Genomic DNA, 15,165 nt, shown 5'->3' on the forward strand with positions numbered 1-15,165 from the left:
TTACGCGGCCTCCTTCACGGCCTTGACCACCTTCTCGGCGGCGTCGGCGAGGTTGTCGGCCGAGAGGATCGGCAATCCGGACTCGGCAAGGATCTTCTTGCCCAGCTCGACGTTCGTGCCCTCCAGGCGGACGACCAGAGGCACATGCAGCTTCACGTCGCGGGCCGCCGTGACGACGCCTTCGGCGATGACGTCGCAACGCATGATGCCGCCGAAGATGTTGACCAGGATTCCACTCACATTGGGATCGGAGAGGATCAGCTTGAAGGCCGCGGTGACGCGCTCCTTCGTGGCGCCGCCACCGACATCGAGGAAGTTGGCCGGCTCGCCGCCGTACAGCTTGATGATGTCCATGGTGCCCATCGCCAGGCCGGCGCCGTTGACCATGCAGCCGATATTGCCGTCCAGCTTGACGTAGTTCAGGTCGTGCTTGGCGGCCTCGACCTCGGCCGGGTCCTCCTCGGCGACGTCGCGCAGCTCAGCCACGTTCTTGTGGCGGAACAAGGCGTTGTCGTCGAAGGCCATCTTGGCGTCGAGCGCCAGGATCTCGCCCGAGCCGGTGACGATCAGCGGGTTGATCTCGACGATCGCGCAGTCCAGTTCGGTGAACGCGCGGTACATGGCGGTCAGGAACTTCGCCGCCGCACCGACCTGCTTGCCTTCGAGGCCGAGCGCGAAGGCGACCTTGCGGGTGTGGTAGCCCTGGATGCCGGTGGCCGGATCGACGGCGACCTTGACGATCTTCTCCGGCGTGTTGTGGGCGACCTCCTCGATCTCCATGCCGCCTTCGGTGGAGGCCATGATGGTGACGCGGCCCGACGCGCGGTCGACGAGCATGCCGAGATACAGCTCGCGCTTGATGTCGGCGCCTTCCTCGACGTAGAGGCGCTTGACCTCGCGGCCGTCCGGACCGGTCTGCTTGGTGACCAGCACGTGGTTCAGCATCTCGGCGGCGTTCTTGCCGACCTCCTCGACGGATTTGACGACGCGGACGCCGCCCTTGCCCTCGGGGTTGTCCTTGAAGCGGCCGGCGCCGCGGCCGCCCGCGTGGATCTGCGACTTCACGACCCACACCGGGCCACCCAGCTCGCGGGCGACGGTCTCGGCCTCCTCGGGAGAGAACGCGACGCCGCCGCGGGGCACCGCGACGCCGTACGTCTTCAGCAGGCCCTTGGCCTGATACTCATGGATGTTCATGGCTGTCTTCGGGTGTTTAAAATGGAAGGGTGCGGGGCGCAGGCCGGCATCGGCGCTGACGCTTTCCGCGCCGGCACCCTGCGTCCTGTGCTGAATCCGTGGAAGAATAACGGTGTGAGCCTGCGGCTCACCGGATGTGTGCGTCAACGCCCCCGCTCTTCGGGACTGCGTGCGCCTGTTATCCGTGCTGCGTGGAGCGGGCGTCCCGACGGGACGCCCCTGCCACGGCTGTCTTTACTCGGCGGCCATGCGGGGAACGACCAGCCCCAGCGCGCCGCTGTCGCGAACCTCGCCGATGCGGCGTTCGTCGAAGCCGAGAACCTCGCGCAGGATCTCGTCGGTGTGTTCGCCCAGAAGCGGCGACCGCGTGACCTCGGTCGGGCTGTCCGACAGCTTGATCGGGTTGCCGACCGTCAGGTACTTGCCGCGCGTCGGGTGATCGACCTCGACGATGGTGCCGGTCTCGCGCAGCGACTGATCCTCCGCCAGCTCCTTCATCGACAGGATGGGGCCGCAGGGGATGTCGTACTTGTTCAGAATCTCCATGACCTCGAACTTCGTCTTGGTCATGGTCCATTCTTCGACGGTCGCGAAGATGTCCTTCAGGCGCGGCAGGCGAGCGGCGGGCGTCGCGTAGTCCGGATCGGTGACCCATTCCGGCTTGCCGATGACGTCGCAGATCTTCGCCCACACGGGCGCCTGGGTGATGAAGTAGATGTAGGCGTTGGGATCGGTCTCCCAACCCTTGCACTTCAGGATCCAGCCCGGCTGGCCACCGCCCGAGGCGTTGCCGGCGCGTGGCACGGTGTCGCCGAACTCGCCGTTCGGGTACTGCGGGTATTCCTTGAGCGGGCCGCGCTCCAGCCGCTGCTGGTCGCGCAGCTTGACGCGGCAGAGGTTCAGCACGGCGTCCTGCATGGCCGCCAGCACCTTCTGGCCGCGCCCGGTCTGGGTGCGCTGGTAGAGCGCCGTCACGATGCCCAGCGCCAGATGCAGGCCGGTGCCGCTGTCGCCGATCTGGGCGCCGGTGACCATCGGCGGGCCGTCGTCGAAGCCGGTCGTCGAGGCCGAGCCGCCGGCGCACTGCGCGACGTTCTCATAGACCTTGCAGTCCTCGTAGGGACCGGGGCCGAAGCCCTTGACCGAGGCGACGATGATGCGGGGGTTCAGCTCCTGGATGCGCTCCCAGGTCAGGCCCATGCGGTCGAGCACGCCGGGGGCGAAATTCTCGACCATCACGTCGCAGATGCGCACCAGATCCTCCAGGACGCGCTTGCCGTCCGGGTTCTTGGTGTCCAGCGTGATGGACCGCTTGTTGTGGTTCAGCATGGTGAAATAGAGGCTATCGGCCTCGGGCACGTCGCGGAGCTGGCCGCGCGTGATGTCGCCCTCGCCCGGACGCTCGACCTTGATCACGTCGGCGCCGAACCACGCCAGAAGCTGCGTGCAGGTCGGACCCGACTGAACGTGGGTAAAGTCCAGAACCCGCACGCCTTCAAGAGCTTTTCCCATCGTCGTTCCTCCCGGTGGTGCTCTGTGTCTGAAAAGGGCGGCCCCACCCCTCGCTGGCAGGGCCGCCCGGCCTGGAACCGGAGAACCGGCGTCCTTAGTAACGTTCAAGCGTCAGGTCTTGGGACCCTTGCGAACGGCGCTGGTGGGGTTGAGGCTGCCGATGTTGCCGCTCTCCGACCCGGCGTTGGGGTCGATCACCGCGTTGATCAGCGTCGGCCGGCCGCTGTCCATCGCCGCGCTGACCGCGCGGTACAGCTCGTCCGGCGTCGTCACGTTGACGCCCGCGCCGCCGAAGGCCTCCATCATCTTGTCGTAGCGCGAGTCCGGAACGAAGACCATCGGCGACGGGTCCGACCCGCCCGTCGGGTTCACGTCCGTCCCCTTGTAGATGCCGTTGTTGTTGAACACCACGATGCACACCGGCAGGTTGTAGCGGCAGATCGTCTCGACCTCCATGCCCGAGAAGCCGAAGGCGCTGTCGCCTTCCACCGCCAGAACCGGCTTGCCCGACTCCACAGCCGCCGCCACCGCGAAGCCCATGCCGATGCCCATCACGCCCCAGGTCCCGACGTCCAGGCGCTTGCGCGGCTGGTGCATGTCGATGATCCCGCGCGCCAGGTCCAGCGTGTTGGCACCCTCGTTCACCAGCAGCGCCTCGGGCCGCTCCTGCACCACCCGGCGCAGCGCGCCCAGCGCGCCGTGGAAGTTCATCGGCGAGGCGTTGCTCATCAGCTTGGGCGCCATCTTGGCGATGTTCGCCTCCTTGCGCGCCGACACCGCCCCCGTCCACTCCGCCGGCGGCGGCGTCCAGCCCTTCGCCATCCCGGCGGTCAGGGCCGACACGCACGACCCGATGTCGCCGACCAGCGGCGCCACGATCGCCACGTTGCTGTCCATCTCGCGCGGCTCGATGTCGATCTGGATGAAGGTCTTCGACCCCGGCTCGCCCCAGGTCTTGCCTTTGCCGTGCGACAACAGCCAGTTCAGACGCGCGCCGACCAGGACCACCACGTCGGCGTCCTTCAGGACCATCGAGCGCGCCGCCCCCGCCGACTGCGGGTGGGTGTCGGGCAGCAGGCCCTTGGCCATGCTCATCGGCAGGAACGGGATGCCGCTCTTCTCGACCAGCTCGCGCACCGCCTCGTCGGCCTGGGCGTAGGCCGCGCCCTTGCCCAGGATGATCAGCGGCCGCTTGGCGCCCTTCAGCACCTCCAGGGCGCGCGCCACCGAGTCCGGCGAGGGCAGCTGCGCCGGGGCGGCGTCGACCACCTTGACCAGCGAGCGGGCGCCCTCGGCGGCGTCCATCACCTGCGAGAACAGCTTGGCCGGCAGGTCGAGGTAGACGCCGCCCGGACGGCCCGACACCGCGGCGCGGATCGCGCGGGCCACGGCGATGCCGATGTCCTGGGCGTGCAGCACGCGGAAGGCCGCCTTGCACAGCGGCTTGGCGATGGCCAGCTGGTCCATCTCCTCGTAGTCGCCCTGCTGGAGGTCGACGATCTCGCGCTCCGACGAGCCGGAGATCAGGATCATCGGGAAGCAGTTGGTGGTGGCGTTGGCCAGCGCGGTCAGGCCGTTGAGGAAGCCCGGCGCCGAGACGGTCATGCACACGCCCGGCTTCTTGGTGAGGAAGCCGGCGATCGCCGCGGCGTTGCCGGCGTTCTGCTCGTGGCGGAAGGAGATGACCCGCAGCCCCTCGCCCTGGGCCATGCGCAGCAGGTCGGAAATCGGGATGCCCGGCACGACGTAGAGGTTCTCGATGCCGTTGAGCTTGAGGGCATCGATGACGAGCTGGAAACCATCCGTCAGCGCCGGTTCCGCATCGGTGGCGGCCGTGGCTTGGTTGTTGAGGACTGTGACGGCTGACATAAGGGTTACTCCTCCCCGACTCTTATTCGGTTCACGATCGGTCAATCGAGAAAATCGCAGTGCTGTTCGACATGGCGGGCCAGCCCCAGCGTGTGCTCGCGCACCCGCCGCTCGGCCAGATCGGCGTCGCGCCGGGTCAGGGCGTCGATGATGTCGCGGTGCTCGACGATGGACGTCTCGGCCCGGCCGCCGCGGCGCATGGTGACGCGGCGGATGGCCCGCATGTGGATGAAGAAGCGGTCGGTCAGGTCGGCGATGAGCGTGCAGCCCGAGGCCTGGATGATCGACTGGTGGAAGGCGACGTTGGCGTCGGAATACTCCAGCACGTGGTCGGCCAGTTCGCCTTCGGCGAAGCGGTCGAAGGTCTCGTGCAGGTCGGCCATGCCGCGCTCGTCGGCGCGCTCGACGAAGAGGCGGGCGGCCATGCCCTCCAGCGCCGCGCAGACGGTGATCATCTCGATGATCTCCGCCTTGGTCTTGCGCACCACGAAGATGCCGCGCCGGGGCATGGAGCGGATGAAGCCCTCCTGCTCCAGCAGCGCCATGGCCTCGCGCACCGGGGTGCGGCTGACGCCCAGCGCCTCGCAGAGCTGGCGCTCGTCGAGGCGGATCTCGCTCGGCCCGCCGTAGATGTCCATCTGGGTGATGGCTTGGCGCAGCGCCTGGTAGGCCTTGGCCTTGAAGCTCATCCCCTGATCCAGGGGTGCGACCGAGAAACTCATCATCTGCATTGGCGTTCCCGTCCCTCTCTCTCCGCCCCCGGAATGATCCGGGGTTTCCCCGGTTGACGGGGTTTGGGCCGCGCTTTCATTGCCCCGGAGAGGGAAGCGGCTTGGATTGGAGATACGGTATACCAGATGCCAGTTCATGACAAGCGGATATGTTCGGATCGCGGACTGTTTCTTCGATGAACGACGACACGGCAATTCCTCCGCGACGGTCCGGCAATTCTGCGCCTTTTTGGCGCTTTCTGGCATATCGTATACGGTATCCACATGCCGCATGACTGGTATACCGAATCCACTGTGGTTGCGGCGGATCGCTGAGGGTACAAACGTTCTTGGAACTACACGCATTCCTCCCTGTAGATTCCCCCACCTGACGGCTCCGCGGCTTCCTGCCAGCGGAGCCTTCTTTTTTTCTCCGCCCGCAAAATTTGCCCGACTGTGGAATTTGCCCTGCGGCAAATTGGTATACCGTACACCAGACAGTTTCACCGCACTTCTCGTGTGTGTATGTTGGCTGGGTCAACGAATCAGGCAAACGGAGGAAAGCCATGAAAGCTGCGGACATCATGACCCGTCAGGTGGTCACCATCGGTCCCGACGCCACGGTGACCGAAGCCGCGAAGCGCATGCTGGAGAACCGGATCAGCGGCCTGCCCGTCTGCGATTCGAACGGGCGCCTGCTCGGCGTCATCAGCGAGGGCGACCTGCTGCGACGGACGGAGACCGGCACGGTGCGCCGGGCCTCCTGGTGGCTCGCCATGTTCGCGGGCGCGCCGAACCAGGCCGCCGACTACACCAAGTCCCACGGCCGTCACGTGCGCGACGCGATGACCGAGTCGCTGATCTCCGTCACGGAGGAGACCCCGCTCGACGAGGTGGTCCGCCTGATGGAGGGCAACCGCATCAAGCGCGTTCCGGTGCTGAACAACGGCAAGCTGGTCGGCATCGTCAGCCGCGCCAACCTGCTGCACGTCCTCGCCAGCATCGCGCCGGACGTCTCCCCCGCCGCCGCGGACGACCGCGTCGTGCGCGACCGGCTTCTGGAAACCCTGCGTGCGCAGCCCTGGGCGCCGGAGATCAGCGAAAACATCGTGGTGCGCAACGGCGTCGTGCATCTCTGGGGCAGCGTCCGCACCGAGGCGCAGCGTGACGCCATTCGCGTCGCCGCGGAGAACACCCCCGGCGTCACCCGCGTGGAGAATCACCTGATCATCGTGGATCATGTCGCCGAAGGCGCGGTCGGCTTCTGAGCCAATCACCGATGCGGCAACAAAAAAGCCCCTTCCCGGTTCGTCCGGGAAGGGGCTTTTCCTTTCAGCAGACCTTTACTCGGTGGCCTTCACGACCTCTTCGGTGACCTTCTTGGCGTCGCCGAACAGCATCATGGTGTTGGGGCGGAAGAACAGCTCGTTCTCGACGCCGGCGTAGCCGGCGGCCATGCCGCGCTTGATGAAGAACACCGTCTTGGCCTTCTCGACGTCGAGGATCGGCATGCCGTAGATCGGCGACTGCGGATCGGTCTTGGCCGCCGGGTTGGTCACGTCGTTGGCGCCGATCACGAAGGCCACGTCCGCGGTGCTGAAGTCGCGGTTGATGTCCTCCAGCTCGAACACCTCGTCGTAGGGCACGTTGGCCTCGGCCAGCAGCACGTTCATGTGCCCGGGCATGCGCCCCGCCACCGGATGGATGGCGTACTTGACCTCGACGCCCTCCTTCTTCAGCAGGTCGGCCATCTCGCGCAGCGCGTGCTGGGCCTGGGCCACCGCCATGCCGTAGCCGGGGACGATGATCACCGACTGGGCGTTCTTCATGATGTAGGCCGCGTCCTCCGGCGAGCCGGCCTTGACCGTGCCGCGCTCGCCGCCGCCGGCCGCCGCCGACGCCGCCCCGCTGTCGCCGCCGAAGCCGCCCAGGATGACGTTGAAGATCGAGCGGTTCATGCCCTTGCACATGATGTAGGACAGGATGGCGCCCGACGAGCCGACCAGCGCGCCCGTGACGATCAGCAGGTTGTTCTGCAGCGTGAAGCCGATGCCCGCCGCCGCCCAGCCCGAGTAGCTGTTCAGCATCGAGATCACCACCGGCATGTCGGCCCCGCCGATCGGCAGGATCAGCAGCAGGCCGAGCGCCAGCGACACGGCGACGATCAGCCACATCGGGGCGTCGGCGTTGCTCTGCACCAGCCAGACGATGAGCAGGATGGTCAGCACGCCGAGGGCGGCGTTGAGGTGGTGCTGGAAGGGGAAGACCAGCGGCTTGCCGGTGACCAGGCCTTGCAGCTTGGCAAACGCGACGATCGAGCCGGTGAAGGTGATGGCACCGATGGCGGTGCCGAGCGCCATCTCGACCAGCGAGCCCTTGGCGATGGCGCCGGGCACGCCGATGCCGTAGGCCTCGGGCGAGTAGAAGGCCGACAGCGCCACGAACACCGCGGCCAGACCGACCAGCGAGTGGAAGGCGGCGACGAGCTGCGGCAGGGCGGTCATCTCGATCTTCTTGGCGATGACGTAGCCGATGCCGCCGCCGATGGCGATGCCGAGCACGATCATCCAGTAGGACTGGACGATGGGCAGGGCCAGCGTGGTCAGCACGGCGATGGTCATGCCGGCCATGCCGAAGAAGTTGCCCTGGCGGGAGGTCTCCGGGCTGGACAGGCCGCGCAGGGCCATGATGAAGCAGACCGAAGCGACCAGATAGAGAAGGGCGGACAGGGTTTCCATGGTTACTTGCCCTTCTTCTTGAACATCGACAGCATGCGCTGGGTGACCAGGAAGCCGCCGAAGATGTTGACGCTGGCCAGGATGACCGCGAGGAAGCCCATGATCTTGGAGAAGCCGAACCCCGCGGGGCCGGCGGCGATCAGGGCGCCGACGATGATCACCGAGGACACCGCGTTGGTCACCGCCATCAGCGGCGAGTGCAGCGCCGGCGTCACCCGCCACACCACGTAGTAGCCGACGAAGCAGGCCAGCACGAACACCGTCAGGCCGGTGATGAAGAAATTGCCATGGCTCGCCGCGTCCAGGACGGGCGCCGGGATCGGCATCGCGTGGGTCATCTGGGCAACCTGGACCTGAAGCTCCGCCGTCTGGTTGGTCAGGGTGAGGAGCGAGTGGCGGAAGGCCTCAATCTGGCTCGCGGGATCGGGATGTTCCATGGAAGCCGCCTCCTCAGACGGTCTGGACTTCGCGGACCGTGTCCGCGAAGGCGGGATGGACGACCTGCCCATCGCGGGTGAGCGCGATGGCCTTCACGATCTCGTCGTCCCAGTTGAGCGTGACGCGACCCTTTTTGCTGTCCTCGGGGTCCTTGTCGTGCAGCGACTGCAGCAGCGCGAGCAGGTTCTTGGCGTACAAGAGCGAGGCGCTCTCGGCGATGCGGCTGGGGTAGTTGGCGTGGCCGACGATCTTCACCCCGTTCTCCGTGGTGACGACCTTGCCCAGCTCCGAGCCCTCGACGTTGCCGCCCTGCTCCACCGCCAGATCGATCAGCACCGAGCCCGGCTTCATCGACGCCACATGCTCGCGCGTCACCAGGATCGGCGCCTTGCGCCCGGGGATCAGCGCCGTGGTGATGACGATGTCCTGCTTCTTGATGTGCTCGGCCACCAGCGCCGCCTGCTGGCGCTTGTAGTCGTCCGACATCTCCTTGGCGTAGCCGCCCGCCGTCTCGGCCTGCTTGAACTCCTCGTTCTCCACCGCGACGAAGCTGCCGCCCAGCGACTGCACCTGCTCCTTGACCGCCGGACGCACGTCGGTCGCCGAGACGATGGCGCCCAGCCGCTTGGCCGTGGCGATGGCCTGCAGGCCCGCCACACCGACGCCCATGATGAAGGCGCGGGCCGGCGGCACCGTGCCCGCCGCGGTCATCATCATCGGGTAGGCGCGGCCGTACTCGCTGGCGGCATCGACCACCGCCTTGTAGCCGGCGAGGTTGGCCTGCGAGGACAGCACGTCCATGACCTGGGCGCGGGTGATGCGCGGCATGAACTCCATGGCGAAGGCGTTCACCCCGGCCGCGGCGTAGGCCGCCACGTGGTCGCGGCTGTTGTAGGGGTTGAGGATGGCGAACAGCAGCGCGCCGCGCTTGATCAGCGCCAGCTCGTCGAGGTCCCCTTCCCCGGCCAGCAGCGGGCGCTGCACCTTCAGCACGATGTCGGCATCGGCCAGAGCCGACGCGGCGTCCGGCGCGATCTCCGCGCCGGCGTCCTGGTACACCCGGTCCGGCAGGTTCGAGCCCAGACCGGCGCCGGCCTCGACCACGACGTCGAGACCGAGACCTTTGATCTTCTTGACGGTTTCCGGAGACGCCGCGACGCGATTCTCGCCCGCGCGCCGCTCCCTGGGTATGGCGATTTTCATGGTTGTTGATTGCCTCCCAAAGCAATCGGCAGGACGAGGCGTCAGCGCTCCGGCCTCGACGGCGGGCGGCCTCGGCGGGCGGCCCGCCGGTCAAATTCTCGAATGATGTCGGTGCCGGCCAGCGACGAGGCGTGGTCCGGCGTCAGGCCCGCAGGGCGGCGGAGCGGTCACCCGGGATGGATGCGGGTGACCGCCTCCGGACCACCGCCGCCGTCACGGGAAGGCTGCCCCAGGCACTGCCCAAGGCGCCGCCGTTCGTCACTGGGCCGCGGCGACGGGATAGCTGACGACCTCGCCGGCCCCGGCGTCCGGCGGGGCGGCATCGAGCTGCGCCTTGATGAGATCGCGCACGCTGACCACGCCGACCAGCGACGCGCCGTCCAGAACGGGGACGTGACGAATGGTGTGCTCGTCCATCAGCTGGAGCACGTGGCGGACGGAATCGCCCGGCGCGCAGCAGACGGGATGGTGGCTCATCACCGCCGTGACCGGCAGGGATAGGATGCCCGGCCCGCGGTCGGTCAGGCTGCGCACGATGTCGCGTTCGGAAATCACCCCGACGACCGTGTTGCCCTCGGTCCGGCAGACGTCCTTGACCACCAGCGCGCCGGTGTTTTCGGCCTTCAGAAGACGCAACGCCGTTTCCACGGTTTCGTTGATGCGCACCGTGCCGATGCGCGTCCCCTTCCGGCGGAGAATGTCTTCAACCCTCATGACGCTCCTCCTGTGAAGCGATTGTCCGGCCCCTCGGCGTTGCTTCGCTTCGTCGTTGGGGGCGTTGGTTTCTGTGTGCGGGGCCGGACGGTGTCCGCCCTACTGGGCGGCGACCGCGGGGGCGGCCTCGGACGATGCCCGCTGCGGGCGGGTGTAGCAGTCGGCGATCTCGCCGCGCTGGCGGACGAGCGCCAGGACCACGTCGATGGTCGGGGTCGCCACGCCGACCATGCGGCCCATTTCCTGGACCACCGACAGCAGGGCGTCGATCTCCATCGGACGGCCGCGCTCCAGATCCTGGAGCATCGAGGTCTTGTGCGCGCCGACCGCGCCGGCACCGTTGATGCGGCGCTCCACATCCACCCGGAAATGCACGCCCAGACGGTCGCCGATCTCCTTGGCCTCCAGCATCATCGACTTGGCGACGGCGCGGGTTTCCGGATCGGAGCAGATGACGTCCAGCGTGGCGTGGGTGAGCGCGCTGATCGGGTTGAAGCAGAGGTTGCCCCACAGTTTCAGCCAGATCTCGTCGCGGATGCGGTCGAGCACCGGGGCGCGCAGGCCGCCGGCCTCCATCGCCGCGCTGAGCTTCTTCACGCGGTCGGACTGGCTGCCGTCCGGCTCGCCCAACGAGAACTTGTCGCCGTAGATGTGCTGAATGACGCCGGGTTCGACAACTTCGGTCGCGGGGTAGACGACGCAGCCGATGGCGCGCTCCGGGCTCAGGCCGTTCCACTGGATGCCGCCGGGATCGACGGTGTCGAGCACCCGGCCTTCGAACTCGCCGCCGTTCTTGTAGAAGTACCAGTAGGGGATGCCGTTGACCGCGGTGACCACGGCGGTGTCCTTGCCGAGCAGCGGCTGGATGGCGTTGACGACGCTGGGAACGGAATGGGCCTTCAGACCGATGATGACGTAGTCCTGCGGGCCGAGTTCCGCCGCGTTGTCGGTGCAGCGGGGGTGGACGACCGTTTCTTCCTCTCCGACGATCAGCTTCACGCCGTTCTCACGCATGGCCGTGAGATGGGCGCCGCGCGCCACGAGGCTGACATCCGCGCCGGCCTGGTGGAGACGCACACCCAGATACCCGCCGATGGCCCCGGACCCAAAGATGCAGATCTTCATAACCCGTTTCCTCTCCCCCAATTATCGGCCACGCGCCGCGCAGCCTTTGCAGTAACCCCAATCAATCAGCACACCGAACAAATACGGAGTTTGGTATACCAGATACCAGATGTCAACTGGCAAAATAGACCCTGTCGAGGGAGGGGCATGATCCGGAATCGGGCGAGAATCCTGGGTTTTCCAACGAAAGTTCGAGCATGGAAAACCGGACGCCCGGCCCGTCCGGACGCCCGGTTCGCGGGTCCATCCGGTGTGTGGGATCAGGTGAGCGGCAGGACGAGCTGGAACGCCTTAACCGTCATGCGCTTGCGGTGATAGAAGCGGTGCGCGTCGCCGCGCTGGACGCCGGAGATGATTTCCATCTGGGCGCAGCCCTTTTCGCGGGCCTGACCGGCCAGCCAATCGAACAGCTTGTCGCCCAGACCGAAGGAACGGTGCTTCGGCGAGGTGACGAGGTCCTCAACATACATATAGCGACCGCGCGACAGCGTCTCGTGAACGCGGAAGCCGCCGCAGCCGGCCACCTCGCCGTCGATGCGCAGGAGCGCCATGTTGTAGCCGTCCTCCATCTGGCGGCGGATCTGGGCGGCGTAGGCGTCGGGGTCGGTCATGTGGGTGCGCAGTTCCTTCACCACCGCGTAGCTGTCGGCGATGTCTGCGTCGGTCTTCGCCAGAGCGATCTCGATGGTGTGCTGGTCGGCAGCGTTCTGTTCGGCGATCCGCTGGTCCATCGTGCGTAACTCCCGTTTTTTTGTGTGTTCGAGGGACTCTGTTCGTCTCTCTGGTATTTGGTATACCAGATAATCCGTGCAGGAAGCAACCGACCTTATGGTGCAGCTGCGCAAAGTCCCTCGAAATCACCCGGGCTTCGTCGTCCGAGCCCCGGTCAGGCGCGCATCAGGGCCTGGAGATGGGCGGCGCACCCTTCGGCGAGCCCCACCATGTCGTAGCCACCCTCCAGCACCGTCACGACCCGGCCGTCGCACAGCCGGTCCGCCGCCTCGACCAGCTTGCGCGTCGCCCATTCGAAATCCGGACCGGTGAAGTTCAGCGACGCCAGAGGGTCGCGGGCGTGGGCGTCGAATCCGGCGGAGATCAGGATCAGCTCCGGCTGGAACTCCTCCAGCGCGGGGAGGATGCGGCGCTCCATGGCTTGGCGGAACTCCACCGTCCCGGAGTGGGGCGGCAGTGGCGCGTTGACGATGTTGTCGGCGACTCCGGTCTCGCTCATCGAGCCGGTGCCGGGATAAAGCGGCGACTGATGGGTCGAAGCGAAGAACAGGTCGGCGTCGTCCCAGAACATCGCCTGGGTGCCGTTGCCGTGGTGCACGTCGTAATCGACCACGGCGACGCGGGTCAGGCCACGCCGCTTGCGGGCGTGCTCGGCACCGACCGCCACGTTGTTGAAGACGCAGAAGCCCATGGCGCGGGCCGGCTCGGCGTGATGGCCGCAGGGGCGGACGGCGCAGAAGGCGTTTTTCGCCGTCCCGTCCAGCACCGCGTCCACCGCCGCGCAGACCGCGCCGGCGGCCCGCAGAATCGCCGAGCGCGAGGTGGGCGACAGCACGGTGTCGGCGTCCAGCCGGGCATGGCCGCTGTCCGGGACCGCGTTCAGCACGGCGTCCACATAGGCCGGGTCATGGACCCAGCGCAGCTGCTCGACCTCCGCCTCCGGGGCCTCGAAGCGGGGCAGATCGCGAAACTCATCGCGGTCCAGAACCTCCCACACCACGGCGATTCGCTCGGGACGCTCCGGGTGTCCCGGGCCGGTGTCGTGCGCCAGGAAGTCCGGATGGGTGAAAATGGCGGTGGTCATCGAGTCTTCTCCTCCCCTGTACCGACGATCTGAAGCTGGTCTTCGCGCGACGGCGCGGAAGCGTCATGCCATCCCGAGTCGACGCGCGCTCTTGCCTTATATGTATACCAGATACCAGAACGGACCAAATCGCTTTGCTGACGAACCGTCAGCACTGCAACCGTCCAAGCGCAAGAACCCCTATTCAGACAAAGGCCATCAGCGCTTCCGAAGGTGGTAGAGCGGCCCTCGCACGCCGAGTCTGTTTGTTACGCTGACAAACAGCTTGCGCCGGAAACTGTATCTGGCATACCATATCTCTAATGCCAAAAACGCTCATCCCGGGAGCTTAAGCCGCCCACACCAAGCGGCCGGTTCCACGGTCAGGCCAAGGCGATGGAGACGACCCGGCACACCACGGGGAAACCTCCGGTCAAAAAAACAAAAACAACCCGACTCAAAAAAGCAAAAGACCGCTTCGCAAAGAGATCGCTTCTAGGAGGAGAGAAATGCACCAAGCCCTCACGGAGGCCCCGAAGGGGCCCCTCGGCGGCCGCTGGTTCCAGCTCGTCATCGGCGTCATCTGCATGTCGATGATCGCGAACCTGCAGTATGGCTGGACTCTGTTTGTCGAGCCCATCGACCAGAAGCATGGCTGGGGCCGTGCGGCCATCCAGGTGGCTTTCACCATCTTCGTCGTCATGGAAACCTGGCTGGTTCCCGTCGAAGGCTGGTTCGTCGACAAGTTCGGCCCGCGCATCGTCGTCCTGATCGGCGGCGTGCTCTGCGCCGCGGCCTGGGCGGTCAACTCGGTGGCCGACTCGCTCGCCATGCTCTATCTCGGCGCGGCGCTGGGCGGCATCGGTGCCGGCGGCGTCTATGGCACCTGCGTGGGCAACGCGCTGAAGTGGTTCCCCGACCGCCGCGGCCTCGCCGCCGGCCTGACCGCCGCCGGTTTCGGCGCCGGCTCGGCCCTCACGGTCGTTCCCATCGCCAACATGATCCACTCCTCGGGCTATGAAGCCACCTTCATGACCTTCGGCATCGGCCAGGGCGCGGTGATCCTCGCGCTGGCGTGGTTCCTGGCGTCGCCGAAGAAGGGTCAGGTTCCGGAGGTCACCCGCTCGGCGGTGTCGCAGACCCGCGAGAGCTACACCCCGGTCCAGATGCTGAAGACCCCGGTCTTCTGGGTCATGTACGCCATGTTCGTGATGGTGGCGGCGGGCGGCCTGATGGCGACCGCGCAGCTCGGCCCGATCGCCAAGGACTTCCACCTGGACGGCGTGCCCGTCAGCATCATGGGCCTGACCCTGCCGGCGCTGACCTTCGCCCTGTCGATCGACCGCGTGCTGAACGGCGTCACCCGCCCCTTCTTCGGCTGGGTGTCGGACCACATCGGCCGCGAGAACACGATGTTCATCGCCTTCGCTCTGGAGTGCGTCGGCATCCTGGCGCTGAACCAGTGGGGCCACAACCCCGTCGCCTTCGTGATCCTGACGGGTCTGGTGTTCTTCGCCTGGGGTGAGATCTACAGCCTGTTCCCGGCGCTGTGCGGCGACTCCTTCGGCTCGAAGTTCGCCACCACCAACGCCGGCCTGCTGTACACCGCCAAGGGCACCGCGTCGCTGGTCGTTCCCTTCGCCAACGTGGCGGTCGCCTCGACCGGCAGCTGGCAGGCGGTGTTCTTCTTCGCCGCCGCGGTCAACGGCATCGCCGCCCTGCTGGCCATCTTCGTCCTGAAGCCGATGCGCGCCCGCCAGATCAACGAGAGCCTCCCGGCCTCGAAGCTGGCGGCGGAGCCGGCCCAGTAAGGCGCCGGACGCGCCATCAGCACCCGAACGCAATCGGGCCGGGAAATTTCCCG

General features: G+C 66.8%; 13 protein-coding genes. 2 read left to right on the forward strand and 11 right to left on the reverse strand.

Annotated elements, in window-relative coordinates; all coding sequences use genetic code 11:
• The 4 genes from sucC to Sp245p_RS09285 form a co-directional block, all read right to left on the reverse strand.
• Complete coding sequence (sucC, locus tag Sp245p_RS09270; RefSeq protein WP_109138476.1) at positions 1-1,197, reverse strand: ADP-forming succinate--CoA ligase subunit beta; 1,197 nt, start codon at positions 1,195-1,197, stop codon at positions 1-3.
• A 234-nt stretch (positions 1,198-1,431) separates the two neighbouring features.
• Positions 1,432-2,709 carry a formyl-CoA transferase gene (gene frc, locus Sp245p_RS09275; RefSeq protein ID WP_038528124.1) on the reverse strand — a complete coding sequence of 426 codons (1,278 nt, stop codon included), beginning with the start codon at positions 2,707-2,709 and terminating at the stop codon, positions 1,432-1,434.
• Between the two features lie 111 nt (positions 2,710-2,820).
• Positions 2,821-4,578 (reverse strand): oxalyl-CoA decarboxylase, encoded by a 1,758-nt coding sequence (gene oxc / locus Sp245p_RS09280; protein ID WP_014200111.1) that lies wholly within the window; start codon positions 4,576-4,578, stop codon positions 2,821-2,823.
• Positions 4,579-4,619: 41 nt separating this feature from the next.
• Entirely contained in the window at positions 4,620-5,309 is a 690-nt protein-coding gene (locus Sp245p_RS09285; protein WP_038528128.1) for a GntR family transcriptional regulator, read from the reverse strand.
• 545 nt (positions 5,310-5,854) lie between these two features.
• Here Sp245p_RS09285 and Sp245p_RS09290 point away from each other — a divergent pair.
• Positions 5,855-6,556: a CBS domain-containing protein gene (locus tag Sp245p_RS09290; protein ID WP_014240280.1), complete on the forward strand. Its 702-nt coding sequence runs from the start codon at positions 5,855-5,857 to the stop codon at positions 6,554-6,556.
• Between the two features lie 75 nt (positions 6,557-6,631).
• Here Sp245p_RS09290 and Sp245p_RS09295 read toward each other — a convergent pair whose 3' ends face one another.
• The 7 genes from Sp245p_RS09295 to Sp245p_RS09325 all read right to left on the reverse strand — a co-directional run bounded on the left by Sp245p_RS09295 (position 6,632) and on the right by Sp245p_RS09325 (position 13,322).
• A complete protein-coding gene (locus Sp245p_RS09295; protein WP_014240279.1) occupies positions 6,632-8,026 on the reverse strand; it encodes an NAD(P)(+) transhydrogenase (Re/Si-specific) subunit beta in 1,395 nt (464 codons plus the stop codon).
• Positions 8,027-8,028: 2 nt separating this feature from the next.
• Positions 8,029-8,463, reverse strand: coding sequence for an NAD(P) transhydrogenase subunit alpha part 2 (locus Sp245p_RS09300; protein ID WP_014240278.1), 435 nt, complete (start codon positions 8,461-8,463; stop codon positions 8,029-8,031).
• A gap of 13 nt (positions 8,464-8,476) precedes the next feature.
• Positions 8,477-9,667, reverse strand: coding sequence for a Re/Si-specific NAD(P)(+) transhydrogenase subunit alpha (locus Sp245p_RS09305; protein ID WP_014240277.1), 1,191 nt, complete (start codon positions 9,665-9,667; stop codon positions 8,477-8,479).
• Positions 9,668-9,925: 258 nt separating this feature from the next.
• Positions 9,926-10,381, reverse strand: coding sequence for a CBS domain-containing protein (locus Sp245p_RS09310; RefSeq protein ID WP_014240276.1), 456 nt, complete (start codon positions 10,379-10,381; stop codon positions 9,926-9,928).
• Between the two features lie 99 nt (positions 10,382-10,480).
• A complete protein-coding gene (locus tag Sp245p_RS09315; protein ID WP_014240275.1) occupies positions 10,481-11,506 on the reverse strand; it encodes a 2-dehydropantoate 2-reductase in 1,026 nt (341 codons plus the stop codon).
• Between the two features lie 260 nt (positions 11,507-11,766).
• A complete protein-coding gene (locus Sp245p_RS09320) occupies positions 11,767-12,237 on the reverse strand; it encodes a GNAT family N-acetyltransferase (RefSeq protein WP_014240274.1) in 471 nt (156 codons plus the stop codon).
• Between the two features lie 155 nt (positions 12,238-12,392).
• Positions 12,393-13,322 carry a histone deacetylase family protein gene (locus Sp245p_RS09325; protein WP_014240273.1) on the reverse strand — a complete coding sequence of 310 codons (930 nt, stop codon included), beginning with the start codon at positions 13,320-13,322 and terminating at the stop codon, positions 12,393-12,395.
• A gap of 488 nt (positions 13,323-13,810) precedes the next feature.
• On the opposite strand from Sp245p_RS09325, the gene oxlT reads away from it, so the two are divergent.
• Positions 13,811-15,112, forward strand: a complete 1,302-nt coding sequence (oxlT, locus tag Sp245p_RS09330; RefSeq protein ID WP_014240271.1) for an oxalate/formate MFS antiporter — start codon at positions 13,811-13,813, stop codon at positions 15,110-15,112.
• Positions 15,113-15,165: the final 53 nt, after the last annotated feature.

It is taken from the genome of Azospirillum baldaniorum (genome assembly GCF_003119195.2).
GTDB classification, from domain to species: domain Bacteria; phylum Pseudomonadota; class Alphaproteobacteria; order Azospirillales; family Azospirillaceae; genus Azospirillum; species Azospirillum baldaniorum.

Coding starts and splice junctions, on each gene's coding strand:
- oxc (WP_014200111.1), bottom strand. CDS start 4,578: ATGTCAGCCGTCACAGTCCTCAACAACCAAGCCACGGCCGCCACCGAT.
- Sp245p_RS09305 (WP_014240277.1), bottom strand. CDS start 9,667: ATGAAAATCGCCATACCCAGGGAGCGGCGCGCGGGCGAGAATCGCGTC.
- Sp245p_RS09290 (WP_014240280.1), top strand. CDS start 5,855: ATGAAAGCTGCGGACATCATGACCCGTCAGGTGGTCACCATCGGTCCC.
- Sp245p_RS09325 (WP_014240273.1), bottom strand. CDS start 13,322: ATGACCACCGCCATTTTCACCCATCCGGACTTCCTGGCGCACGACACC.
- Sp245p_RS09295 (WP_014240279.1), bottom strand. CDS start 8,026: ATGGAAACCCTGTCCGCCCTTCTCTATCTGGTCGCTTCGGTCTGCTTC.
- Sp245p_RS09300 (WP_014240278.1), bottom strand. CDS start 8,463: ATGGAACATCCCGATCCCGCGAGCCAGATTGAGGCCTTCCGCCACTCG.
- oxlT (WP_014240271.1), top strand. CDS start 13,811: ATGCACCAAGCCCTCACGGAGGCCCCGAAGGGGCCCCTCGGCGGCCGC.
- Sp245p_RS09310 (WP_014240276.1), bottom strand. CDS start 10,381: ATGAGGGTTGAAGACATTCTCCGCCGGAAGGGGACGCGCATCGGCACG.
- sucC (WP_109138476.1), bottom strand. CDS start 1,197: ATGAACATCCATGAGTATCAGGCCAAGGGCCTGCTGAAGACGTACGGC.
- frc (WP_038528124.1), bottom strand. CDS start 2,709: ATGGGAAAAGCTCTTGAAGGCGTGCGGGTTCTGGACTTTACCCACGTT.
- Sp245p_RS09315 (WP_014240275.1), bottom strand. CDS start 11,506: ATGAAGATCTGCATCTTTGGGTCCGGGGCCATCGGCGGGTATCTGGGT.
- Sp245p_RS09285 (WP_038528128.1), bottom strand. CDS start 5,309: ATGCAGATGATGAGTTTCTCGGTCGCACCCCTGGATCAGGGGATGAGC.
- Sp245p_RS09320 (WP_014240274.1), bottom strand. CDS start 12,237: ATGGACCAGCGGATCGCCGAACAGAACGCTGCCGACCAGCACACCATC.